The organism is Microvirga sp. M2, from assembly GCF_047497095.1.
GTDB lineage: Bacteria > Pseudomonadota > Alphaproteobacteria > Rhizobiales > Beijerinckiaceae > Microvirga.
On the sequence record NZ_CP134063.1, the window covers coordinates 2,254,788 to 2,278,222 of the forward strand.

Here is a 23,435-nt window from a genome sequence, read left to right on the forward strand (position 1 = left end):
TAGGCGGCGGCGTCGCGCGCGGTCCTTCCGGCGAGAAGAGTGTCTGAGAAAGGGTTCATGGCGAGCATTTCCCAATGGTGACGTCAGGCCTTGATCCGTTCGAGGCCGCGCCAGTCGAAGGCGATGCCGTGGCCCGGACGGTTCGGCGCGAGGGCGTTGCCGTCCCGGATCTCGAGCGGCTCGGCGATATACCGCTCGAGCCCGAAGCCGTGGGCCTCGAGATAGGAGCGGTTGGGACAGGCGGCGAGGAGATGGACGGTCACGTCGTGCGCCCCGTGGCTCGTGACCGGCAGGTTGAAGGCCTCCGCCAGGTGGGCGATCTTCATGAACGGCGTGACGCCGCCGCAATTGGTGACGTCGGGCTCCGGATAGGTGACGCCGCCGCCCGCGACATAGAGCCTGAACTCCCACAGGCTGCGCAGGTTTTCGCCCGCCGCGATGGGCAATCCGCCCTCGCGGACGATGCGGGCATGGCCCGCCGGGTCGTCCGGGATGGTGGGTTCCTCGAGCCAGGTGAGGTCGAAGGGCTGAAAGGCGCGGGCCGCCCGGATGGCCCCGTCGATGCTCCATTTCATGTTGGCGTCCGCCATGAGCGGGAACCCTTCCCCGAGATGCTCGCGCATCGCCTTGACGCGCTCCACGTCCTCGAACAGGTTCGCACGGCCGACCTTCATCTTGATGGCCCGAAAGCCCTTGCCGAGATTGTCGTCGGTTTGACGCAGCAGATCGTCGAGAGGCAGGTCGAGATCGATGCCGCCCGCGTAGCAGGGGACCTTCGGATCATAGCCGCCGAGGGCCTTCCAGAGCGGGAGACCGGCGCGCCTGGCCTTGAGATCCCACAAGGCCATGTCGAAGGCCGAGATCGCGAGAACCGTCGGCCCGCCCCGTCCGCCGTAATGGAGCGCCCACCACGCCTTGTGCCAGAGCCGTTCGACCTCGTCGGCCTCCTCGCCGTCCATGATCTCCGGAAGCTCCCGGGTCAGGACAGCATCGATGGCGGCTCCGTTGCGCCCGACCGTGAAGGTATAGCCCACGCCCTCGGCGCCGTCCGCGTCGCGGATGCGGATGGTGTTGAGCTCGAAGGCCCGCATCTCGCCGTGCATGGAATCCGTCAGGACGGTGGGCAGCGGAATGCGGTAGAAACCGGGTTCGATGGACATCATCCGAGGCATGGGTCGTCCCGTCTGTTGAAATGCATTTTCGCCAGTCACGCCGTCTCTTCCGTGCGCACGCTCAGGCGTGCCTGAATGGCCACCACGAGCAGCAGGAACAGGCCCCGGATGACGGATTGCCAATAGGCGGAGAGGCTGATCCAGCCGAGGCCGTTCTCGAAGTTCAGGATGTTGAAGATCAGGCCGAGCAGCAGCACGCCGGCAAGCGTCGAGCCGACGGATCCGACACCGCCCGTCAGAAGCGTTCCGCCGACGACGACGGCCGCGATGGCGAACAGCTCCCAGCCGACCCCCTCGATGGGCTGACCCGCGCCGAACTGCGCCGCGAGGATCACGCCCGCAAGGCCCGCGAGCCCGCCGCTTGACAGGTACACGGTCGCCTTCACCCGATTGGCGGGCAATCCCATGAGCCGCGCCGCCTCCTCGTTGCCGCCGACGGCCAGGACCGTGCGGCCGAAGGACGTGAAGTTGAGGACGAGGGAGCCCAGGAGATAGGCCGCGAGGGCGATCCAGGCGAGAACGGGAAAGCCGAGGAAATCCCCCTGGCCCAGTTCCGTGAATCCGGATTCGTAGGAGACGGAGACGGATTGGTTCCCGGCCAGAAGGAGCGCGCAGCCGCTCGCCGCCAGCATGGTCGCGAGCGTCGTGATGAAGGGCAGGATGTTGAGCCGCGTGATGATGAGGGCGTTGCAGGCGCCGATCGCCAGCCCGGCCCCCAATCCGGCGAGGAGGCCCGGGACCGCCCCGTAGGGCGAGGCGAGCGCCGCCACGACGCTGCCGAGAGCCGCGGTCGATCCCACCGAGAGATCGATGCCCCCGGTGATGATGACGAAGCACATCCCCAGGGCGACGAGGGCGAACATGCTGTTGTAGCGCAGGACCGAGAGCACGTTGAAGCTCCCGAGGAAATTCTCGTAGCGCAGCCAGCCGAACACGATCAGGGCGGCGAGCGCGAGCAGCACGCCGAAGCGCCCGATGGCCTGGAGGGTTCTGAGGCTCATGGTGCCGCTCATCGCCGACCTCACCGCTGTCCCTGCCGCTGCAGCCAGACGGCCATCACGATGATGCCGGCCTTCGCCACGAGGGCGGCCGCGTCCGGCACGCCGTTGGCGAGCAGCGTGTACCGGACGAGCTGGATGATGAGGGCGCCCACGAGCGTTCCGACCACCGTCGCGCGACCGCCCGTCAGGAGCGTTCCGCCCACGGCGACGGCCGCGATGGCGTCGAGCTCCATGCCGAGGCCCACGAGATTGGCATCGGCGGAGGAGTTGCGGGCGATCACGATCAGGCCCGCGAGGCCCGACAGAAGACCGCTGATGAGATAGACGCGCTGCTTGACGGAGGCCACGGGAATCCCTGCGAGCCGCGCGGCGCGCTCATTGCCCCCGATGGCGAGAATCTGCCGCCCGAACACCGTATGCCTGAGCATCCAGGCGGCGGCCGCCACGATCACGGCCATCAGGATGGCCTGAAACGGAATCCCGACAATGCGCCCGAGGCCGATGAACTGGAAATCCGGCAGGTTGAACACCTGCAGGTTGCCGTTGGTGAAGACCTGGGCGATGCCGCGGCCCGCGATGAACAGAACGAGCGTGGCGATGATGGGCTGAATGCGCAGATGCGTGACGAGCCAGCCGTTGAACCAGCCGAGGCCGCCGGCGACGAGAACCGGCAGGATGAAGGCGAGCGCGATGCCGATTGCCGGATGGGGCAGGGGAAAGAGCTTGCCGAGGAAGATCAGCGGCGCGAGGGCTCCGGCGATGGCCATGAGCGCGCCGACCGAGAGGTCGATGCCGCCGGTCGCGATCACGAGCGTCATTCCCACGCCGACGATCACGATCGTGCAGACCTGGGTCAGGTTGACGTTGAGCGTCTGCCAGGTGGCGAAATTCGGCGTGATCGCGAGATTGACCAGGATGAGGAGCGCGAGCGCGATCCATGACCCGTAGCGGGTGAGAAAGGCCCTGGTGTCGAAGCGGGACGCATCGCGGGCAGGAGCGGGGGCAGGAGCGGGCGGAAGTGTCGTCGCGGTGTCAGCCACGCGCGGCCTCCCGTCTGTCCGCATCCCCGTGAGCCATCGCGGCCATGACCGTCTGCTCGCTGACGGCGTCTCCCGCGAGTTCGGCCACCGTCCGCCCGTCGCGAAGAACGAAGATGCGGCTTGCGGCCTCCACGACCTCCTCCAGCTCGGAGGAGATCATCAGGACGCCGAGGCCCTGACCGGCGAGCTCCCTGATCAGGTTGAGGATCTCGGCCTTGGCTCCGACATCGATGCCGCGCGTGGGCTCGTCGAGGATGAGGAGCTTCGGGTTCATGCAGAGCCAGCGGGCGAGGAGGACCTTCTGCTGATTGCCGCCCGACAGCTCGCGAATGCGCTGCTCCGGCCCCGAGCAGCGGATGCCGAGGAGCTTGATGAAACGGTCGACGACGGCGCGGCTTTTCCCCTCGTCCACGATGCCGCGCCGTCCCAGCGTCGGCATGAGGGCCAGAATCATGTTCTCGCGCACCGACATGTCCGGGATGATGCCTTCGAGCTTGCGGTCCTCCGAGCAGAAGCCCATTCCCGCCCCGATGGCGTCCGCGGGCTGCGCGATCGCGTTGTCGGAGCCTGCGAAGCGGATTGTCCCCGCGTCGGGCCGGTCGGCCCCGAACACGGCCCGGGCCGATTCCGTGCGTCCCGCGCCGAGCAGTCCCGCGAGGCCGACGATCTCGCCGGGCCGGACGTCGAAACCGACGTCGCGGACCTTGCGCCCGACGGCGAGATGGCGAACCTTCAGGATGGGATCGCGCGCGGCCGCGGCGTCTGCGTCCTCGCGGCCCTCCCGCAGGGCCTGCGTGAGTTCCCGCCCGAGCATCGTCGTCACCAGGTCGAGCCGGGAGAGATCCGCCATGGCCGACACCAGCACGGTCCGGCCGTCGCGCATGATCGTCACGCGATCGCAGACCGCATAGAGTTCGTCGAGCTTGTGGCTGACGAAGATGACGGACACGCCCGCGTCCTTGAGCCGGCGGATCACGCCGAAAAGCACCTCGACCTCGCGCTCGTCGAGGGAGGATGTGGGCTCGTCCATGATGACGAGCCTGGCGTCGAACCCGATGGCGCGGGCGATGGCGACCATCTGCTGCACGGCGGTCGGATAGGCCATGAGCGGGCGATGGACGTCGATATCGACGTTGAACCGCGCCAGGAGCCCGCGGGCCTCCGCATGCATCGCGGGCCAGTCGAGAAGGCCGAAGCGGCGCTTCTCCCGGCCGAGACAGATGTTCTCCGTCACCGACCTGTACGGCACGAGGTTGATCTCCTGGTAGATCGTGCTGATGCCCGCCCTCTGGGCCTCCTGCGGCGAGGCGAAGGCCACCGGCCTCCCGCCGAAGACGATCTCGCCCGCATCCCTGGCGTAGTATCCGGTCAGGATCTTGATCAGGGTCGATTTGCCCGCGCCGTTCTGGCCGATGAGCGCATGGACCTCGCCTCGCTCCACGGCGAGTTCGGCGGCGCGCAGGGCCGGTATTCCGGCAAAGCGCTTGTCGATCCCGTGCATCGTGAGAAGCGGCGCCATGAGAGCTCCGTGACCCGTCCTGTCCGTGAGGAGAGGGACGCCGTCCGCACGCGCGGGCGGCGTCCGGCGATCAATAGGCGTCGGCGATGAGCTGCGTCGCGTTCGACTTGTCGAAGAAGCGGTCGGTGTTGATCACCCACGGCTCGATCTGCTCACCCTTGGCGTAGCGGTCGAGGGTCTCGAACGCCTTGGGCCCGAACTTCGGATTGCACTCGACGGTGGCGAGCATCTTGCCGTCGATGATCGCCTGGAGGGCATCCCGCGTGCCGTCGACCGACACGACGATCACGTCCTTGCCGGGCGTCTTCCCGGCCGCTTCGAGGGCCGCGATCGCCCCGATGGCCATCTCGTCGTTATGGGCGTAGATCGCGGTCGCGTCGGGATGCGCCTGCAGCAGGGTCTCGGCGACCTGCCGGCCCTTGTCGCGGGCGAAGTCGCCGGATTGCGACGCCACGATCTGCATGCCCGGATGGGCCTTGATGGCGTCCTCGAAGCCCTTGCGGCGGTCGTTGGCGGGCGACGATCCGGTGGTGCCTTCGAGCTGGATGATCTTGGCCTTGCCGTCGACCGCCTTGGCCAGCGCCTCGGCCGCGCGCTTTCCCTCGTCCACGAAGTCGGACCCGATGAAGGTCACGTAGTCGCGGCCCGCCTTGGCGAGGCTCTGGTCGACGTTGCGGTCGAGCAGGACCACCGGGATGCCGGCCTTCTTGGCGGCCATCACGGCCGGGATCAGCGGCTTCTCCTCGCGGGGCGCGAGGAAGATCAGGTCGACGCCCTGGGCGATCATCGAGTTGACGTCGGCCACCTGCTTGGCGGCGGAGCTGGCGGCATCCGTATAGACGAGCTGATCGCCGCGCTTGGCGGCCTCGGCCTTCATGCTTTCCGTCTGGGCGATGCGCCAGGGATTGTTGGATTCTGTCTGCGCGAATCCGACCTTGTAATGATCCTTCTTCTTCAATTTCGGCAGCTCCTGCGCCGACACGCCGCCGAGCCCAAGCCCGATGGCGGCGACGCCGGTTGCGAGGGCAAGGAAAGTCCTTCTTTGCATCATGTTCCTCTCCATTGGTTCTGTGCCCCGTTCCCGGGGTTCTTCGGGTGTATTGCCGCAGCCGCTCACGGCGTGCGGATCGTCACCAGCGGACGTAGGTCGTCTGCTTCCGCAGGTATCCGTCGAAACCGTACCGGCCGTCCTCGCCGCCGAGGCCGGAATGTTTCCAGCCCGTGTGGAAGCCCTGGACGAGTTCGCCGCACGGGCGGTTCACGTAGACCTCGCCGAAGGACAGCTCCCGCGACAGGCGCATGACCCGGCGCAGGTCGTTCGTGTAGACATAGGCCGAGAGGCCGTAGCTCGTGTCGTTGGCGAGGGTCAGCGCCTCTTCGAAGCTGTCGACCGTCATGACCGGTGCGACGGGGCCGAAGATCTCCCGCTGCATCACGTTCGCCCGGTTGGTGTCGACCCGCAGGACCGTCGGCTCGAACCAGTGCCCGCGCGCGAATGCGCCCTCCCTCAGGCGGCGGCCGCCGGTCAGCACCTCGGCCCCCGCTTCGATGGCCTGGTTCACGATCTCCTCGACCTTGTCGACCTCGGGCCGGTTCACCTTCGGCCCCATGTCGGGATTGGTCATCGGATCGGCGAGCCGCATGGCCTTCACGCGGGCCACGAACCTGTCGAGGAAAGGCTCCGCGATGCCGCGGTGCAGATACATGCGCTCGTTGCAGGTGCAGATCTGCCCGCAATTCGTGAAGCGCGACACGAGGGCCGCCTCGACCGCGGCGTCGAGGTCCGCGTCGTCGAGCACGATGAACGGCGCCTTGCCGCCGAGTTCGAGACGGATCACCTTCAGGTCGTCCGCGCCCGCCGCATAGATCTCGCGGCCCGCGCGGACGCTGCCGGTCATGGTGATCATGTCGCTCAAGGGCGAGCGCACGAGGGCGTCGCCGACGACGCGCCCGTCGCCCGTGACGACATTGAGAACGCCTTTCGGAAAGCCGACCTCGTGGGCGAGCCGCGCGATCTCCAGCGCGGACAGCGGCGTGGATTCGTGCCCCTTGACCACGATGGTGTTGCCCGCGACGAGCGCCGGGCCGATCTTGCGGGCGGCGAGCGCCGCGGGATAATTCCAGGCCGTGAGGCCGACCACGACGCCGAAGGGAACGCGGCGGATCCACACCTCCTCGTTCTGGAAATCGGACGGCAGGATATCGCCTTCGATGCGGCGCGCGGTTTCCGCCGCGAAGGTCAGGAACGTGACGGCGGCGTCGATCTCCCCCTCGGCCTGGTTGAGGGGCTTGCCCTGTTCCAGCACCACGGTGCGGGCGAGACGGTCCTTCTCCCGCCGGATGGCTGAGGCGAGGTCCGCCACGTAACCGGCGCGGACGATGGGAGGCAGGGCGGCCCAGGCGGGTTGCGCGCGCCTGGCCGCTTCGAGGGCCGTGAGCGCATCCTCGGCGGAGCCGGCCGGGACCGTCGCGAAGACGAACTCGTCGGCGGGGTTCTCCACGTCCGAACGGGCCGGATTGCGGCCGTCCGTCCAGGCGCCGTCGATATACATCTGGTAGCGTGTCGGAGTTTGGGGCCGGTCGCCCGAGGCAGGCGTCGTCATGGCCGGCCCTCGCGATGTCCTCGGCGGAGCCGATGAGGGGAAAGGGGAGACGGAGTCGTGCCGGATATTGGCGTCACTCGGGTGTCCTCCAGGCTTCTCATGACAAGCAAGGTCAAACGAAATGTCTTCGATGGGCTGCACTTCTCGACGGCGAACCGGATCCGGCTCGCCAAAAATTCTCGGGAATCGTCCGATGCGGAGCGGGCCGGGCCCGCTCCGCCCATGCTCTCGCTCAATCGTAGAGAACGGCCGCGATCTTCGGGTCGGTCATGGTCGACTTGTCGTAATAGTAGAAGCCGGTGTCGATCACCTTGTCGAGATTCTCTCCCTTGAGGGCCTTCACGGCCGCTTCGACCGTCTTGTAGCCGATGCCGACCGGGTTCTGGGTGATGGCGCCCGCCATGATGCCGTCCTGGATGGCCTGCTTCTGCTGCTTGCCGGAATCGTAGCCGATGATGACGATCTTCCGGTTCAGCTCCCTGGCGCCGTTGACGACGCCGATGGCGGAACCCTCGTTGGCGCCGAAGATGCCCTTGAGCTTCGGATTGGCCTGGAGAATCGACTTCGTGATCTCGGTCGATTTCAGGTGGTCGCCGGCGCCGTACTGGACGCTGACGATGTTGATCTTGGGATACTTCTCCTTGATGCGATTGACGAAGCCGTCGCGCCGGTCGATGCCGGTGCGGCTCGTCTGGTCGTGGACCACGAGCGCGATGTCGCCTTCGCCGCCGATGAGCTCCGCCATCTTGTCGGCCGCGAGCGCCGCGGCCGCGATGTTGTTGGTCGCCGCCGTCGTGAGCGGAATGTCGCTGTCGACGCCGGAGTCGAAGGCGATCACCGGGATCTTGGCGGCCTGGGCCTTTTTCAGAAGCGGGATGGCCGCCTGGCTGTCGAGGGCCGCGAAGCCGATCGCCTGCGGGTTCTTGGCGAGCGCGGCCGAGAGCATGTCGATCTGCTTGTCGACCATGGTTTCGCTGTCGGGGCCCTCGAAGGTGATCCGGACCTTGTAGTCCTTGGCGGCCTGTTCGGCGCCGGCCTTCACGGCCTGCCAGAACTGGTGCTGGAACCCCTTCGAGATGAGCGGGATATAGGTTTCCTGAGCCGTTGCCGGAGCGGCGAGGCCCACAAGGGCCGCGATGCCGACGGCGCCGATCAGAGTGCGTCTGTTCAACATGGTTTCCTCCTGCAGCATCGCGCGTGAGATCGAACCCGCTCCGATGCATCAAGTTTATGTTTTCGAGCATCCCGTCACGCAAAACCGGTTCCCGCTTTTGCGTTCGATGCTCTCCTTTCCTGAGCATCTTTTCACGCAAAACCGGTTCCCACTTTTGCGTTCGATGCTCTGGACGTCACGGTTCGTCGGGGCCGGCATTCTGTCGGGATCCGCGTGCCGGATCGTCATGGGTTTGGGCCGTGTGTGTTCTCTCCTCCCTCGAGATGAGCGATCAGGGTTCAGGCTTGACCTCTGCGCCGCAGGATATCGGCGTAGACGGCCAGGATGATGATGATCCCGGTCACGACGGTCTGCCATTCCTGAGCGACCGACAGGATCCGAAGCCCGTTCGTCAGCACGCTGATGATCAGGGCGCCGATGATGGTTCCCAGGATCGTGCCGCGGCCTCCGCTCAGCGAGGTGCCGCCGATGACGACCGCCGCGATGGCGTCGAGCTCGTAGCCTTGCCCGAGGGCGGGCTGCGCCGAGTTCAGCCGCGACGCGATGATGAGGCCGGCGATGCCGCAGATGGCGCCCGAGACCGTGTAGACGATGATCTTCCAGAAATCCGTGTTGACACCCGACAGGCGCACGGCTTCCTCGTTGGAGCCGAGCGCGAAGGTGTAGCGGCCCAGGGCGGTGCGGGAGAGCACGATGCTCGACGCGATCGCGACCACGAAGAGGATGAGGACGCCGTTCGGAATCGGCAGGAACGGCAGAACGGTGCCGATGAGCGATTCCTGCGAGATCATGGGAAAGTTCGGCGTGTCGTTGAAGTAGATCGGCCTTGTCCCGGAGATCACGAGCGCGAGCCCCTTCAACAGCATCATCATGCCGAGCGTCGCGATGAAGGGCGGGACCTTCATCTTGGCGATGATCGTGCCCGAAACGGAGCCGCACACGGCGCCCGCGGCAATCGCCGCGACGATGCCGACCGGCATCGGCAGGCCCCAATAGGTCAGGACGACGCCCGCGATCACGGCGCAGAAGGTCATGAGGGTGCCGACCGACAGGTCGATCCCGCCCGTGATGATCACGAAGGTCGAAGCGACCGCGAGAACGCCGTTGACCGCCGTCGCCTGGAGAATGCCGATGAGGTTGTCCCTCTGAAGAAAATTCTCGGACGCGATGCTGAAGACCGCCATGAGGGCGATCAGGCTCGCGAAGGCGAGAAGCTTCTGCCACGTGCCCTGGCTGAGCACCGCGGACTTCGCGAGGTTCGGGGTCTCCTGCTCTACGAGGGTCGTCACGGGGTCATCCTCTCGTCGCCGGGCTCGCAGCGCGGGCCGTCACGCTACGCCGTTGTGTGGCGAGCCGCATGATATCTTCCTGGGTAGCCCCTTCTGCGGGCAGTTCTCCGGTGAGCCGTCCCTCGCACATGACGGCGATGCGATGGCTCATGCGCAGGATCTCCGGCAGCTCGGAGGAAATCATCACGATGGCGCGGCCCTGGGCCGCGAGCGCATTCAGAAGCTTGTAGATCTCGTTCTTGGCCCCGACGTCGATGCCCCGGGTCGGCTCGTCGAAGAACAGGATCTCGCAATCCCGGGCGAGCCATTTCGCCACGACGATCTTCTGCTGGTTTCCGCCCGAGAGAAGCCTCGCCTCCTGGGTTTCGGAGGGCGTCTTGATCCGCAGCTGCCTGATATAGGAGCGCGAGGTGTCCCGGATCGCGCGCCATTTGAGAAAGGCGCCGAGGGAGAGAAACCGGTTCAGGCAGGGCATCACGATATTGGTCGCTACATCCATTCCGGTGGCGAGCCCGAACCGCTTCCTGTCCTCGGAGAGATAGCCGATCCCGAGGCGAACGGCATCTTGCGGAGAGCGGATCGTCACGGGCCTGCCCCGCACGATGATCTCGCCGCTATCGAGCGGATCGGCCCCGAAGATGGCGCGGGCGACCTCCGTGCGCCCCGCGCCCATGAGCCCCGCGAAGCCGAGGATCTCGCCTTTGCGCAGGCTGAAGCTCACGTCGCGGATCGCCGAGGCGCGCCGGAGATTTCTCACCTCGAGCACCACCTCGTGCTCAAGAAGGTCCGGGATCTCGGTCTTCGTCTCGGTCAGGCTGCGGCCGACCATCATGGCGATGATGGTATCGACGGGGGTCGATGCCGTCGGCAGGGTGCCGACATACTCGCCGTCGCGCATGACGGTGACCCGGTCGGAGATTTCCTTCAGCTCGTCCATCTTGTGCGAGATGTAGACGATGCCGACGCCCTCGGCCTTGAGCTGCCGGATGATCCTGAACAGCTCGCCGATCTCCGTATTGTTCAGGGCGGCCGTGGGCTCGTCCATGATCAGGACCTTCGACCGGAACGAGAGGGCCTTGGCGATCTCGACCATCTGCTGCTTGGCCACGGTGAGCTTGCCGACCTCGACGCGCGGATCGAGCTTGAGATGCATGCGCTCGAAGATCGCGGCGGCGTTCCGGTTCAGCGCCTCCTCGTCGAGGAGGAGCCCGTAGGCCCGCTTCGGCTCGCGGCCGATGAAGATGTTCTGCGCGGCCGTGAGATCGTTCATCAGGTTGAGCTCCTGATGAATGATGCCGATCCCGAGATCCTGCGCGGCCCGGGGGGAGGGGATCTCCACGGGAACGCCATCGATGCGGATCTCGCCGGAATCCTTGGCGTATATGCCCGCCAGGATCTTCATGAGGGTCGACTTGCCGGCGCCGTTCTCCCCCATGAGGGCATGGACCTCACCGGGGAGCAGTTCGAACCGCGCCTGCCTCAGCGCCTGAACGCCGGGAAAGGCCTTGTCGAGATTGTGGATCGTGACGAGGGGCGTCATCGGGCGCGTCCCGCCGGCGCGCGCCTTGCCTGCGACGACCGCGCAGGACGAGCGCCGCCGCCGCGAGGGCGCGCCGAAGCGCGGGCCTCTCGCGGGCCCATGGCCGCTGCGGAAAAGAGCAGAACGCTGCCCTGACCCCGCATGGATTCCTCCCGATCGCCGGCCCCCGACGATCCCGGGCCTTCTTCGCCCTGCTCGTCCGGCTCGTGAGGAGATGGACGGGGGTTCGGATGCGAAGGCCTCTTGTTGGGAGAGGATGATATTCATGAAGAGTTGAAGGACGCAACTGAAATGATCTTCAGGCGAAAGGCCCGTGACAAGCTGCCTTGGCCTTCAGTGCAGCCATTCCTCCGAAGGGATGAGCCCTCGAAGGACGCATCCGTCTTGGCGGCTCGTGGATAGGCCAGAGGGCATCGCGGGATGCATCCGATTCAATCCCGAAAGTGGAATCCACTTTTAGGGTCCGATGCCCTAGCTTGAGGGGAAGGCCCGCAAGGCGGGGACACGCGGAGCGATCGCATGGCAGACGACCCGATCGAAAAGACCAAGCTCGGACATACTCGGCTTGCCGTATCGAAGATTGGCTTCGGCACGTCCTCGCTGGGCGACATGCCGGACACCTACGGCTATGGCGTCGACGAGGAGCGGGCCGAAAAGACGATTCAAGCCATCTTCGACAGTCCCGTGAATGTCCTCGATACGTCCCGCATCTACGGCTTCGGGCGCAGCGAGGAGCGGATCGGCGCGGCCATCCGCGAACGGGGCGGCGTGCCCGAAGGCTTCGTCATCTCGACCAAGCTGGACCGGGATCCCGAAACGAACCGCTTCGACGCCTCCCAGGCCCGGCGCTCCCTGGAGGAGAGCCTGAAGGCCCTCGGTCTCGACCGGGTCGACATCCTGCACCTCCACGATCCGGAGCATACGGATTCTCTGGAGGCGACGACGGGGCCGGGGGGAGCCCTCGCCGAGCTGTTCAGGATGAAGGAGGAGGGGCTGGCGACGGCCGTGGGCCTTGCGGCGGGTCCGGTGGATGTCATGATGCCGCTCCTGCAGGATTGGGATTTCGACGTGCTGATCACCCATAACCGCTTCACCCTGACGAACCGCAATGCGCATTCCATGATCGACTTCGCCTGCGCCAAGGGCATCGCGGTCCTGAACGCCGCGCCCTATGCCGGGGGCGTTCTCGCCAAAGGTACGGATTCGTACCGCCGCTACGTCTATCAGGAGGCGTCCGACGCCATGCTCGATCCGGTCCGGAGGGTCGAGGCGGTCTGCGCCAGGCACGATGTCCCACCCGGCGCCGCCGCCCTGCAATTCTCGATGCGCGACCCGCGGATCACCGCCACGATCTGCGGCGTGAGCAGGCCCGAGCGGGTCGAGCAGACGCTCGAATGGGCGCGCTGGCCGGTCCCGCAGGCGGTGTGGGACGAACTGGACGCCCTGTCCTTCTCGACCGACGATCCCGAGGCGACGCGCGAGTACAAGGCCGGATAGCCGGCCGGGAAGGTCCGCCATGCTCAAGAACATCGATCCGCTGCTGTCGCCCGAATTGCTGATGGTGCTGCGCTCCATGGGGCATGGCGACGACATCGCCGTGGTGGATGCGAACTTCCCGGCGGCCTCCATGGCGCGGCGTCTCGTGAGGCTCGACGGCCTGACCGCGACGGCGGTGACGGACGCCATCCTGTCGGTAATGCCTCTCGACGATTTCGTGCCCGAGGCGGCCTGGCGGATGGAGGTCGTGGGCGATCCGCACGACGAGCAGCCGATCTTCGAGGAGTTACGGGCGATCATCGCCCGGCGCGAAGGTACGGGCTTTCGCCTCGCCGCCCTCGAGCGATTCGCGTTCTACGAGCGGGCGCGATCGGCCTTCGCGATCGTGGCGACCGGGGAGGCGAGGCTCTACGGCAACATCATCCTGAAGAAGGGTGTCGTGCGCTCCGTGTGAAGCGGGGCGCCGGACGTGGTTCCCAAGGCCCGGACATGAAGCGGGGGCGAAGGATGCGGATCGACTCTCATCAGCATTTCTGGCGCGTCGCCAGGGGCGACTATTCCTGGATGAGCCCCGACGACGAGACCCTCTGCCGCGACTACGGCCCCGAGGATCTCAGGCCTCTCCTGGACCGGCACGGGATCGACCGGACGATCCTCGTGCAGGCGGCCCCCACCGTCGCCGAGACGCAGTTCATGCTGGCGATGGCCGAGAGCGCCCCCTTCGTGGCGGGCGTCGTCGGCTGGGCCGACTTCGCGGCGCCGGATGCCCCGGACACCATCGCGACGCTTGCGGGCAATCCCCTGGTCGTGGGCTTTCGTCCCATGGTGCAGGATATCGCCGACGACGATTGGCTCCTTCGCGCGGACCTCGGGGGAGTCTTTTGCGCCCTCGTCGAGCGCCGGCTCGTCTTCGACGCCCTCGTGCTGCCCCGCCACCTGTCCCGCACCCTCGTGACGGCGGATCGCCATCCCGATCTCTCCATCGTGGTCGACCATGGGGCGAAGCCCTTCATCCGGGAGGGCGTGCTCGACCCGTGGCGGGCCGACATGGCCGCCCTGGCGGCCCGCCCGAACGTCGTGTGCAAGCTCTCCGGCCTTGTGACGGAGGCGCGGCCCGAATGGAGAACCGACGATCTGCGGCCTTATGTCGATCATCTGCTGCGGGTGTTCGGGCCGGAGCGGCTGCTGTGGGGCAGCGATTGGCCGGTGGCCAATCTCGCCGGGGGATACGATCGTTGGCGGGCGGCGAGCCTCGACCTGATCGCCGGCCTCTCCGAGGCCGAGAAGGATGCGGTGCTCGGCGCCAACGCGGCCCGGATCTATCTTTCCGAACACGGGCGTCGCTGAGCGGCGGGCCTCTCGCGCATCGTACGAAAGGGTGACCCGGATCTTCGCCGGAACGATGCGTTCACCTACAGCATCGGACGTGACATCGGTCCCACATCCGATGCTGTCAGTTGATGCTTTTGAGCATCTTTCCACGCAAAACCGGTTCCCACTTTTGCGTCCGATGCTCCGGCGGGCGAGCCGCCGTCAGCGCCGGGCGGGGACCCCGGCGGGGACCTCGGAGCAGACCTCGGCGAAAACCTCCGGATGAGCCGCCGAGAAGTGGTCGAGCTCTTCCATCACGGCTTGCAGGTGGGACTCCATCGAGCGTCGCGCCGCCTGCGCGTCGCCGGATTCCACGGCCTTGAGCAGATGCCGGTGCTCGGCGAGCGTGACGACGGAGCGGCGGGGGGAGGACAGAAGCTGGCGCACCCGGTCGATATTGGCGCGCGAGGCCTCGATCACGGCCGCCACCCGCGGCAGCTCCAGGCCGTCCACGAGGATCGCGTGGAAGGCGAGGTCGAGAGCGTGGAACGCGGCTCTGTCGTCGAGACGGACGGCTGCTTCCTGAGCCTGCAGGTTCCGTTCGAGAGCGGCGAGGGCGTCCGACGGCAGGCGCAGGGCCGCCGTCTCCGCTACCATCGTTTCCAGAGAGCGGCGAATCATCATCGATTCGCGGATTTCCGCGAGGCGGATGCGGGCGGCGCGCGTGCCTCTCTGGGGGAGGATCTCGACCAGCCCTTCCGCCGCCAGCCGCGCCAGGGCTTCCGAGACCGGGAAACGGGACACGCCCAATCGGGTGCAGACGAGCCCCTTGTCGATGAACTCGCCCGGCGCGAAGTGCAAGGCGACGATGGCGGAGCGCAACGAGCGTTCCACCTGCGCGGTGGTCTTCCCGCGCGGTCCCCGCCCGATCGGTTCGAGAAAGCGATAATGTTCGGTCTTGTCGGTCATGGTCCTGGCGCTAACATGTTAGTCGGTCCGGCGGGCCGACGCCATCGTTTCGTCGGGGCCGCTGTTTCGCACGATGCTCTACACCTTCACAGATCGATGAGGCGACCATGACATCCCCCCGGACATCCCCCCGGACATCCCCCCGCACGATCCGCCTGTCCGCCGACGACAACGTGGTCATCGCCATCGACCTCGTGAACCAGGGGGATACGGTCTCGGGCCTCACCGCGCGGGAGCGCATTCTGCGCGGCCACAAGATGGCGGTCGAGCCGATCCGCGAGGGTGAGCCGGTCCGCAAGTTCGGCCAGATCATCGGTTTCGCCAAATCCCATATCGCGCCCGGCGAATGGGTCCACGAGCACAATGTCGGGCTGCACGATTTCGAACGGGACTACGCCTTCTGCGCCGATGCCCGCGACGACGACCTGCTGCCGCCCGAGATGCGCGCGACCTTCGAGGGTTACCGGCGCGCCTCGGGGAGAACGGGAACCCGGAACTATATCGGCATCCTGACATCCGTGAACTGCTCCGCATCGGTCGCCCGCTTCGCTGCGGCGCAGATCGAACGGTCGGGGATCCTGAAGGACTATCCCGGCATCGACGGCGTGGTGGCGATCGTCCATGGCACGGGATGCGGCCACGCGGCCTATGGCGAGGGATTCGACATCCTGCGCCGCACGCAATGGGGCTATGCCAGCCACCCGAATTTCGCAGGCGTCGTGATGGTCGGCCTCGGTTGCGAGGTGTTTCAGATCGGACGCATGAAAAAGGAATACGGCCTGGAGGAGACCGACACCTTCCGGACCTTGACCATCCAGGAGACCGGCGGCACGCGCCGGACGGTGGAGGCGATCGCGGCCGGCATTCGGGACATGCTTCCCATCGCGGCGCGGGCACAGCGCGAGACGCGCCCGGCCTCCGAACTGACCCTCGCCCTGCAATGCGGCGGGTCCGACGGGTATTCGGGCCTGACCGCGAACCCCGCCCTCGGCGTCGCGTCCGATCTGCTGGTGCGCCATGGCGGGACTTCGATCCTGTCCGAGACGCCGGAGATCTACGGAGCCGAGCACCTGCTGACCCGGCGCGCCGCGACCCGTGAGGTGGGCGAGGCGCTCGTCGCGCGCATCCGCTGGTGGGAGGCCTACACCGCACGCAACGGGGGCGAGATGAACAACAATCCGTCTCCCGGAAACAAGGCCGGCGGACTCACCACGATTCTGGAAAAGTCCCTCGGTGCGACGGCCAAGGGCGGGCGCTCGACGCTGCGGGCCGTCTACGAATACGCGGAGCCGGTGAAGGAGCACGGCTTCGTCTATATGGACACGCCCGGCTACGACCCGGTCTCCGCGACAGGACAGGTGGCGGGCGGAGCCAACCTCATCGCATTCACCACGGGACGCGGCTCCGCCTTCGGAGCCAAGCCGGTTCCGTCGCTGAAGCTTGCGACCAATTCCGAGATTTACCGGCGCATGCAGGAGGACATGGACATCAATTGCGGTGACATCCTCGACGGGACCCCGCTCGAGCAGAAGGGCGCCGAGATCTTCGACACGCTCCTGCGGGTCGCATCGGGCGAGCACACGAAATCCGAGACTCTCGGCTACGGCGATCTCGAATTCGTTCCGTGGCAGGTCGGCGCGGTCATGTGACGGGGAGGGGGGAACAGGTGTTCCATCATCCGCCCGGCGAAGCGGCATCGTCGCGCGAAAAAGACATGCAATGACGTTGCATTAAGTGAATCGATGCAGCGTATCCGTTCTGTAACAGGGCTGCGACCCTGCGGACCGTGGACCGACGAAACGAGCGATTTTACGGCCTGGACGTGTGGGTCTATGCTGTTGAGGCTTGCTTCATTCTTTTCCGACCTTATACGAAGACTGCCCCGATCAATCTCATTCCTTTCTTAGCTTTCATGACCGCTCGCCGCCGCTTCCTCCTCGCTTCGTCCCTTGCCCGTCTCGTTCAGCGCGAAAGGGGCGGCCTGCGCCAGATCGAAGGCTTCTTCCCGGAGCAGCCGGGCCGCGCCGCCCTGGTCCGCCTGGAGGAAAACAAGGGGCTTCTGATCCTGCGAACGGCGACGTCTGAGGGAGAGGTCGAGGAGCAGGCCGAAGTCCCGATGGCCCATGCGCACGCCCTCCTCGATGTGTGTGCCGGAGAGATTGCTTACGATCGCACGAGGCTTCCCATCGGGGACCGGGTCGCCCTGATCGATCAGGTCATCCATCCCCGCGAAGTTCATCTTGTGACCATCGAGTTCGATTCCGACGGAGAAGCAAGGGATTTCCGTCCTCTGGCCTGGTTCGGTCCCGAGGTGACGCGCGACGGCCGTTACGCCACCAAGTCGATTGCGTTTGCGGGCCTCAACGAGTCTCCCGACATTCCGCTGTCCAACACGGCGCTCGAAAGCCTGATCGACACGCTGGAAAATCGCTTCCCGAGCCAGGCGCGTCCACATCTGCGCAGGCCCGCGGCCAATCAGGCCGCCTCGGGCAAGCCCGCACGCAACCAGGCGCAATCCCACGACCAGACCGGCAAGGCCAATCTCGACGAGATCGAGGAAGCCATCATGCGGGAAATGGAACTGACCATTCAGAACAAGCGTCCGCGCTAGCGCATCGTGCGAAAAAGTGGACCCGGTTTTTCGCTCAAACGATGCGCCCATTTAAGAAGGGAGCATCGGATCTGTCCCAAAAGTGCAGATCCACTTTTGGGTCCGATGCTCTAGAGATCGCTTGCGCGCCGCCGGAGGCGGTCTCCCGATCCCGAAATGAGGGTGTACCTCGGACGACCCGTGGAAAATTAACCTCACATCAAGATCAACGCTCCACTGTGCCGTCTCGTCAGAAAGGAGACGGCACCATGACCGAATGGCATCACCGGGAGCGCGGACCGATCACCGAGGACAAGCTCCTCAAGGCCGTCCATATCCTTGCCGACATCGTCGAAAGCCATGGCGCGACATTCCGCCCGCTGTATCACGATGTCCGCCAGCAACTGGGCGAATTCCGCGCGCAGCAGCAGGCCGATGCGGCTGCAGCGAGGATCGCCGCTCTGGGCGAAGAGAAGGTCGCTTAGCGCATCGTGCGAAAAAGTGGACCCGATTTTGCGTGAGCGGGCGGGCCATCGTCCCGACACTCCCAGGGTCGCTCTCGTTTTCCTTTGCCCGTTGTCCTATGTCGTCATGCCCGGCCTTGAGCCGGGCATAAACGTCTAAGGCGCGGCGTTTCCCAGGCGCGTCACGCCCGTTCACTCAGCCATAGGCACGCAATCGACACGACAATCCGTCATCTAGGCAGCCCCGGCCTCCCGCAGGGACTGCTTGTCTAACTTTTCGGGCGGGACTAACATGCTAGCTGATCCAGGTTCACGCCAGATGAACCAGATCTAGGAAGAACGCCCTAGGAGGATCAGATGACACGCGTCCTTTGCCTGTCTGCAGTTGCTTTCACCGGTCTTCTCCTCTCATCCGTCGCCACCTTTGCCGGGCCCAAGATCGTCTCCGGCCCGGGGGCGGATCCGGGTTGCTTCAAGCCCTGGAACGCCCAGACCAAGTACATGCAATGGGACAAGAAGAGCGGTCCCTATCGCATCGCCGTGGTCAACGGTTTCGTCGGCAATACATGGCGCATCCAGATGATCCAGACCGCCAAGGCCTATGCGGAACAGCCGGGCATCAAGGAGAAGGTCAAGGAGTTCAAGGTCGTCTCGACCGGCACGGACGTCGCCGCGCAGCTCGGCGCCGTCGAGGATTTCATCAACCAGGGATTCGACGCGATCATCACGCTGGCCGTCGCGCCCGACGGCTTCGATCGTGTGATCCGCCTAGCCGACCGCAACAACGTGGTGATCGTTCCTTTCGACAACGTGCTCGACACCGACAAGGTGATGCAGGTGAACGAGGACCAGCTCGAGATCGGCCGCCTCTCGGCGCGGCACATCCTGAAGGAGCTGGGCCAGAAGCGGGACGGCAAGATCCTCGAGGTGAGGGGGCTCCCCGGCAATTCCGTCGACCGTGACCGCCACCTCGGCTTCCGAGAGGTGATGGACAAGGAAGGCAAGTTCCAGATCGTCGAGGTCGTGGGCAACTGGGACGACGGCACCGCGCAGAAAGCCACCGCCGACGCGATCGCGGTTCACGGAAAATTCGACGCCGTGTTCACGCAGGGCGGTTCGACGGGATCCGTGCGCGCCATGATGGACGCGAAACATCCCTTCGTGCCGATGGCCGGGGAGGGCGAGAACGGGTATCGAAAGCTCATTGCCCAGCATGTGAACGACGGATTGAAAGGCTTCTCCTACAGCCAGTCGCCGGGCCTCGTGGCGATCTCGATGAAGGCCGCGCTTTCGGCGCTCGAAGGCAACCCGATGCCGCAGCTCATTTCCGTCCCCATTCCGGCGGTCGACTACACGACGCTCAAGGACAATGTGAACTTCTGGTCGAACCTCTCCGACAATTTCTTCGCGGCCAATGAATTCCCGGCCTGCGGCGTGAACATCACCGCGCCCGAGATCATGGCGAAGGACGCCAAGAATACGCAGTGAAGGAACACCCGGTCAGGGAATACGCAGTCAGGATCCTGCCGCCGAAGCGCTTCCGCTCCTCTCCCGCGAGAGAGGAGCGCCTTCCGAGCATCGAAGGAGTCCTATGGTCGAGGCCGCCCGCTTCTTCGTCCTTGAGAACATCTCCAAGCGTTATGGAGGTGTGCACGCTCTGCAGGACGTGAATTTCGCCTGCGGCCATGGGTCGATTCACGCGGTTCTGGGAGAAAACGGCGCCGGAAAATCGACCCTGATGAAAATCATGGCCGGCGTGGTGCGGCCCGACGAGGGCCGCATGCTTCTCGACGGCACGGCGGTCGCTTTCGCCGATCCGGCGGCCGCGAACCGGGCAGGGATCGTCTGCATCTTTCAGGAATTGTCCCTGATGCCCGAACTCACGGTGGCCGACAACATCACCCTGTCGAACCCGCCGTACCGCTTCGGCCTGATCGACGGCCGCGCGCAGCGGCGGCGCTCCGAGGAGCTGCTCGCCCGGATCGGCTGCGAGGATATCAATCCCATGAGCCGGGTGGCCGATCTTCCTCTGTCGCGCCGGCAGATGGTCGAGATCGCGAAGGCCCTCGGCCGCGATCCGAAGCTCCTCATTCTCGACGAAGCCACCTCCGCGCTCACGGCGACCGACGTGGACCGGGTCTATCGCCTGCTCTTCGACCTGAAAGCCAGGGACCTGGGCATTCTCTACATTTCCCACCGCATGCACGAGATCGAGGCGCTGGCGGATCGCTGCTCGGTATTCCGCAACGGACGGCATGTGGAGACCTTCGCCAAGGGCGCCCGCAGCCGTGACGAGATCATCGGCCTCATGATCGGCCGCGAAATCGAAGGACAATTTCCGCAAAGGCCCGAGCGGTCGCGGCCGGCGCCCTTCATCCGGATCCGCGATCTCTCATGGGAGAGCCGCCTCAACGGGGTTTCCCTCGAAGCCGGCTCCGGCGAGATCGTGGGCCTCGGCGGTCTCGACGGGCAAGGGCAGAAAGAGCTGATGCTCGCGCTCTTCGGCGTGCTGCGGCGCGTGCGCGGCACGGTGACGCTCGACGGCAAGGCCATGGCCATGCGATCGCCGGAAGCGGCCAAGAGCGGCCGCATCCGTCTGGCGCTGGTGCCGGAGGATCGCAAGAGCGAAGGGCTGATCCTCTCGATGTCGGTCCGCGACAACCTTTCCATGGCATCCCTCGATCGCCTTTCGCGCGGACCCTTCATCGATTCCGGTCGCATGCATGCCACCGTCGCGCAGGCCATCGAGCAGCTTCGGATCAGGATCGGCGATCCGGCCGATCCGGTCTCGACCCTGTCGGGCGGCAATCAGCAGAAGGTCGTGATCGCCAAATGGCTCGCGACGGGTCCCGACGTGATCCTTCTGAACGACCCGACCCGCGGCATCGATGTGGGCACGAAGCAGGAAATCTACCGGCTCATGCGCCGTCTCGCGGACGATGGCGCCTGCATCCTGTTCTACTCCACCGATTACGAGGAACTCATCGGCTGCTGCGACCGGGTCGCAGTCATGTACGATGGCCGCGTCGTGCGCGAGCTCGCGGGCAAGGCCATCAACGAGCACAATCTCATCGCGAGCGCGCTGAACATCGTCGAGCCGCGGGAGCCGGCCCAGGAGTCAGCTCAGGAGTCAGCCCAGGAGCCAGCCCAGGAGCCAGCCCAGGAGTCGGACCATGTCTGACGCCGTTCTCGATCGCACGGTGGCGGCCGCGAGGAGGCGCAGCCGGCGCGCGGGGCTCGGGCTGAAGCTGCGGCAGAATGCGGGCATTCTCGGCGCCCTTGCCCTCTTCATCGCGCTCTATCTCTTCTATCAGGCGAACCATCCCCGCGGCTTCACGGGGCAGATCCTGATCCAGAACGCCAACGAGGCCTTCGCTCTGGCGCTGGTCTCGATGGCCCAGACGGTGCCGGTGCTCATGGCTGGGCTCGATCTTTCCGTGGGCGCCGTCATGACCCTGTGCGGCTGTATCGCCAGCCATCTCGTCAACGGCAGCCCGGGCGAGATCGCGTTCGGCCTCGCAGCGTGCATCGCGGCCGGTGCGGCCTGCGGCTTCGTCAACGGCTGCATCGTGGTCTATGGGCGCATCCAGCCCATCATCGCGACGCTCGCCACGAGCGCGATCTATATGGGGTTCGCCCTCATCCTGCGGCCGACGCCGGGCGGCAAGGTGCACGAGGACCTTTCCTGGGCGATGACCAACGACGTCCGGGAATTCGCGGCGACCTTCGGGCTCTTCGACGGCGGCGACGCAGCATGGCTCCAGCCCGTCGCGTGGATCCCCGTGCCGCTCATCCTGCTGGCGATCATCGTCCTCGTCGTGTGGGTGCCCTTCACCCGCACCGTGACGGGCCGGACGGTCTATGCCATCGGGTCCTCGGAAGGGGCCGCCTACATGTCGGGCCTCCCGATCCATCGGGCGAAGCTCGCGGCCTTCACCCTGGCCGGTCTTTTCGCCGGTCTCGGCGGCCTCTTCCTCGCGCTCCAGACGTCCTCCGGCAACGCCGACATTCCGCAGGCCGGTGCCTATACGCTGAATTCCATCGCGGCGGTCGTGATCGGCGGCACGTCGCTTCTCGGGGGCACGGGCAGCGCCATCGGGTCCGTCATCGGCGCGTTCGTGCTGCGCACCATCTCGTTCAACTTCCGCATCTTCGACATCGCGCCGCTCCTCCAGCCGCTTTTCGAGGGAATCGTCCTGCTCGCAGCCGTGAGCCTGGGCGGCCTGAAGCTGCTGCGCCTCAGGAACAAACTCGAGGTGTTCCGGTGACCCGAGCCGCATCGCATGGATACCGTCTCGGGCCCGACGACAAGCCCGTGCTGTTCGCGGCCGGGTTCGTGCTGCTCATCCTGCTCGTCGGGACGGGCTACACTCTCTCCACCCAAGGCAGCATGCCGCTCCTGCAGCCGCAATACATCCTGCAGCAGCTTCAGGTCGGAGCTTTCCTCGGGATCGTGGCGGCCGGGATGATGCTCGTGATCCTGCTCGGGCATATCGACCTCTCGGTTCCCTGGACGCTGACGGCGGCCGCCATGATGGCGACCGCGGTGGGAGGGGCCTGGGCGATTCCGGTCGGCATCGGCGTCGGTCTCCTGGTCGGCATGGTCAACGGGCTCGGCGTCGCCTATCTGCGCGTTCCCTCGATGATCTTCACGCTGGGCATGAACGCCGTGATGAGGGGCCTGATGGTCGCCCACACGGGCGGCTTCGCGCCGCAGACCGCCGCCACCGATCTGATGCAATACCTCGCGGTCGCCCGCATCGGCGGTGTCATCCCTGTCGCTCTCCTGGTCTGGCTCGCCGTATCCGCAGCCGTCGTCGTGATCCTTACGCGCACCGTGCTCGGCCGCGCCATCTACGCCATCGGCAACCGGGAGCGGGCGGCCTATCTGTCCGGCATCGACACCAGCCGCGTGATCCTCATCGCCTTTGCGCTGTCCGGGGCCGCGGCCGGCATCGCCGGCGTGCTTCTCGCCGGCTATTCCACCAAGGCCTATCAAGGCATGGGGGACGCGTATCTGCTACCGTCCATCGCGGCGGTGGTCGTCGGCGGGACCAACATTCTCGGCGGACGCGGACGCTATCTCGGCACGCTCGTCGGCGTCATCCTGATCGTGCTTCTCAATTCCGTCCTGTCCATCATGCAGATGCCCGAGGCCGGCCGGCAGATCATCTATGGCGGGGTTATCATCATGATGCTGCTCGTCTACGGACGCGGCGACCGCATCACGGGATGACGATGACTGTCTGGCGGAGCCGTTGCTGAC

The 23,435-nt window shown here is 65.9% G+C and carries 20 protein-coding genes; 10 read left to right on the forward strand and 10 right to left on the reverse strand.

Annotation, left to right across the window (positions count from 1 at the left end):
- Nucleotides 1-83 precede the first annotated feature (83 nt).
- From RE429_RS10665 to RE429_RS10705, 9 genes are all read right to left on the reverse strand, one after another.
- Entirely contained in the window at nucleotides 84-1,172 is a 1,089-nt protein-coding gene (locus RE429_RS10665; RefSeq protein WP_414470760.1) for a mandelate racemase/muconate lactonizing enzyme family protein, read from the reverse strand.
- Nucleotides 1,173-1,207: 35 nt separating this feature from the next.
- Nucleotides 1,208-2,173, reverse strand: a complete 966-nt coding sequence (locus tag RE429_RS10670) for an ABC transporter permease (protein WP_414470761.1) — start codon at nucleotides 2,171-2,173, stop codon at nucleotides 1,208-1,210.
- A gap of 20 nt (nucleotides 2,174-2,193) precedes the next feature.
- The gene (locus RE429_RS10675) at nucleotides 2,194-3,213 is read right to left on the reverse strand and encodes an ABC transporter permease (RefSeq protein WP_414470762.1); all 1,020 of its coding nucleotides are present in this window, start codon (nucleotides 3,211-3,213) and stop codon (nucleotides 2,194-2,196) included.
- A complete protein-coding gene (locus RE429_RS10680) occupies nucleotides 3,206-4,732 on the reverse strand; it encodes a sugar ABC transporter ATP-binding protein (RefSeq protein WP_414470763.1) in 1,527 nt (508 codons plus the stop codon). The genes RE429_RS10675 and RE429_RS10680 overlap by 8 nt, the downstream gene beginning before the upstream one ends.
- Nucleotides 4,733-4,802: 70 nt before the next feature.
- Entirely contained in the window at nucleotides 4,803-5,783 is a 981-nt protein-coding gene (locus RE429_RS10685) for an ABC transporter substrate-binding protein (protein ID WP_414470764.1), read from the reverse strand.
- Between the two features lie 79 nt (nucleotides 5,784-5,862).
- Entirely contained in the window at nucleotides 5,863-7,335 is a 1,473-nt protein-coding gene (aldA, locus tag RE429_RS10690) for an aldehyde dehydrogenase (RefSeq protein ID WP_414470765.1), read from the reverse strand.
- A 232-nt stretch (nucleotides 7,336-7,567) separates the two neighbouring features.
- On the reverse strand, nucleotides 7,568-8,509 hold the full coding sequence (locus RE429_RS10695) for an ABC transporter substrate-binding protein (protein WP_414470766.1): 942 nt from the start codon (nucleotides 8,507-8,509) through the stop codon (nucleotides 7,568-7,570).
- A gap of 278 nt (nucleotides 8,510-8,787) precedes the next feature.
- Nucleotides 8,788-9,750, reverse strand: a complete 963-nt coding sequence (locus RE429_RS10700) for an ABC transporter permease (protein WP_414474167.1) — start codon at nucleotides 9,748-9,750, stop codon at nucleotides 8,788-8,790.
- Nucleotides 9,751-9,802: 52 nt separating this feature from the next.
- On the reverse strand, nucleotides 9,803-11,338 hold the full coding sequence (locus RE429_RS10705; RefSeq protein WP_414470767.1) for a sugar ABC transporter ATP-binding protein: 1,536 nt from the start codon (nucleotides 11,336-11,338) through the stop codon (nucleotides 9,803-9,805).
- 519 nt (nucleotides 11,339-11,857) lie between these two features.
- Between RE429_RS10705 and RE429_RS10710 the strand changes: the two genes are divergently transcribed.
- Genes RE429_RS10710 through RE429_RS10720 form a run of 3 tightly spaced genes read left to right on the forward strand, consistent with a single transcriptional unit; the run spans nucleotide 11,858 to nucleotide 14,182 of the window.
- The gene (locus tag RE429_RS10710) at nucleotides 11,858-12,835 is read left to right on the forward strand and encodes an aldo/keto reductase (protein ID WP_414470768.1); all 978 of its coding nucleotides are present in this window, start codon (nucleotides 11,858-11,860) and stop codon (nucleotides 12,833-12,835) included.
- 19 nt (nucleotides 12,836-12,854) lie between these two features.
- Entirely contained in the window at nucleotides 12,855-13,289 is a 435-nt protein-coding gene (locus RE429_RS10715; RefSeq protein WP_414470769.1) for an RbsD/FucU family protein, read from the forward strand.
- Between the two features lie 53 nt (nucleotides 13,290-13,342).
- On the forward strand, nucleotides 13,343-14,182 hold the full coding sequence (locus RE429_RS10720; RefSeq protein ID WP_414470770.1) for an amidohydrolase family protein: 840 nt from the start codon (nucleotides 13,343-13,345) through the stop codon (nucleotides 14,180-14,182).
- 186 nt (nucleotides 14,183-14,368) lie between these two features.
- Here RE429_RS10720 and RE429_RS10725 read toward each other — a convergent pair whose 3' ends face one another.
- Complete coding sequence (locus tag RE429_RS10725) at nucleotides 14,369-15,115, reverse strand: GntR family transcriptional regulator (protein ID WP_414470771.1); 747 nt, start codon at nucleotides 15,113-15,115, stop codon at nucleotides 14,369-14,371.
- A gap of 107 nt (nucleotides 15,116-15,222) precedes the next feature.
- On the opposite strand from RE429_RS10725, the gene RE429_RS10730 reads away from it, so the two are divergent.
- The 7 genes from RE429_RS10730 to RE429_RS10760 all read left to right on the forward strand — a co-directional run bounded on the left by RE429_RS10730 (nucleotide 15,223) and on the right by RE429_RS10760 (nucleotide 23,405).
- Nucleotides 15,223-16,764 carry a UxaA family hydrolase gene (locus RE429_RS10730; protein ID WP_414470772.1) on the forward strand — a complete coding sequence of 514 codons (1,542 nt, stop codon included), beginning with the start codon at nucleotides 15,223-15,225 and terminating at the stop codon, nucleotides 16,762-16,764.
- 263 nt (nucleotides 16,765-17,027) lie between these two features.
- On the forward strand, nucleotides 17,028-17,726 hold the full coding sequence (locus tag RE429_RS10735; RefSeq protein WP_414470773.1) for a hypothetical protein: 699 nt from the start codon (nucleotides 17,028-17,030) through the stop codon (nucleotides 17,724-17,726).
- A 248-nt stretch (nucleotides 17,727-17,974) separates the two neighbouring features.
- On the forward strand, nucleotides 17,975-18,190 hold the full coding sequence (locus tag RE429_RS10740) for a hypothetical protein (RefSeq protein WP_414470774.1): 216 nt from the start codon (nucleotides 17,975-17,977) through the stop codon (nucleotides 18,188-18,190).
- 336 nt (nucleotides 18,191-18,526) lie between these two features.
- Nucleotides 18,527-19,657, forward strand: coding sequence for a sugar ABC transporter substrate-binding protein (locus RE429_RS10745; protein ID WP_414470775.1), 1,131 nt, complete (start codon nucleotides 18,527-18,529; stop codon nucleotides 19,655-19,657).
- A 103-nt stretch (nucleotides 19,658-19,760) separates the two neighbouring features.
- Nucleotides 19,761-21,350, forward strand: a complete 1,590-nt coding sequence (locus RE429_RS10750) for a sugar ABC transporter ATP-binding protein (RefSeq protein ID WP_414470776.1) — start codon at nucleotides 19,761-19,763, stop codon at nucleotides 21,348-21,350.
- Nucleotides 21,343-22,437 carry an ABC transporter permease gene (locus RE429_RS10755; protein WP_414470777.1) on the forward strand — a complete coding sequence of 365 codons (1,095 nt, stop codon included), beginning with the start codon at nucleotides 21,343-21,345 and terminating at the stop codon, nucleotides 22,435-22,437. The genes RE429_RS10750 and RE429_RS10755 overlap by 8 nt, the downstream gene beginning before the upstream one ends.
- Entirely contained in the window at nucleotides 22,434-23,405 is a 972-nt protein-coding gene (locus tag RE429_RS10760) for an ABC transporter permease (RefSeq protein WP_414470778.1), read from the forward strand. The genes RE429_RS10755 and RE429_RS10760 overlap by 4 nt, the downstream gene beginning before the upstream one ends.
- Nucleotides 23,406-23,435 lie beyond the last annotated feature (30 nt).

Coding starts and splice junctions, on each gene's coding strand:
- RE429_RS10730 (WP_414470772.1), top strand. CDS start 15,223: ATGACATCCCCCCGGACATCCCCCCGGACATCCCCCCGCACGATCCGC.
- RE429_RS10715 (WP_414470769.1), top strand. CDS start 12,855: ATGCTCAAGAACATCGATCCGCTGCTGTCGCCCGAATTGCTGATGGTG.
- RE429_RS10750 (WP_414470776.1), top strand. CDS start 19,761: ATGGTCGAGGCCGCCCGCTTCTTCGTCCTTGAGAACATCTCCAAGCGT.
- RE429_RS10695 (WP_414470766.1), bottom strand. CDS start 8,509: ATGTTGAACAGACGCACTCTGATCGGCGCCGTCGGCATCGCGGCCCTT.
- RE429_RS10665 (WP_414470760.1), bottom strand. CDS start 1,172: ATGCCTCGGATGATGTCCATCGAACCCGGTTTCTACCGCATTCCGCTG.
- RE429_RS10720 (WP_414470770.1), top strand. CDS start 13,343: ATGCGGATCGACTCTCATCAGCATTTCTGGCGCGTCGCCAGGGGCGAC.
- RE429_RS10745 (WP_414470775.1), top strand. CDS start 18,527: ATGACACGCGTCCTTTGCCTGTCTGCAGTTGCTTTCACCGGTCTTCTC.
- RE429_RS10725 (WP_414470771.1), bottom strand. CDS start 15,115: ATGACCGACAAGACCGAACATTATCGCTTTCTCGAACCGATCGGGCGG.
- RE429_RS10670 (WP_414470761.1), bottom strand. CDS start 2,173: ATGAGCCTCAGAACCCTCCAGGCCATCGGGCGCTTCGGCGTGCTGCTC.
- aldA (WP_414470765.1), bottom strand. CDS start 7,335: ATGACGACGCCTGCCTCGGGCGACCGGCCCCAAACTCCGACACGCTAC.
- RE429_RS10680 (WP_414470763.1), bottom strand. CDS start 4,732: ATGGCGCCGCTTCTCACGATGCACGGGATCGACAAGCGCTTTGCCGGA.
- RE429_RS10685 (WP_414470764.1), bottom strand. CDS start 5,783: ATGATGCAAAGAAGGACTTTCCTTGCCCTCGCAACCGGCGTCGCCGCC.
- RE429_RS10735 (WP_414470773.1), top strand. CDS start 17,028: ATGACCGCTCGCCGCCGCTTCCTCCTCGCTTCGTCCCTTGCCCGTCTC.
- RE429_RS10705 (WP_414470767.1), bottom strand. CDS start 11,338: ATGACGCCCCTCGTCACGATCCACAATCTCGACAAGGCCTTTCCCGGC.
- RE429_RS10740 (WP_414470774.1), top strand. CDS start 17,975: ATGACCGAATGGCATCACCGGGAGCGCGGACCGATCACCGAGGACAAG.
- RE429_RS10710 (WP_414470768.1), top strand. CDS start 11,858: ATGGCAGACGACCCGATCGAAAAGACCAAGCTCGGACATACTCGGCTT.
- RE429_RS10755 (WP_414470777.1), top strand. CDS start 21,343: ATGTCTGACGCCGTTCTCGATCGCACGGTGGCGGCCGCGAGGAGGCGC.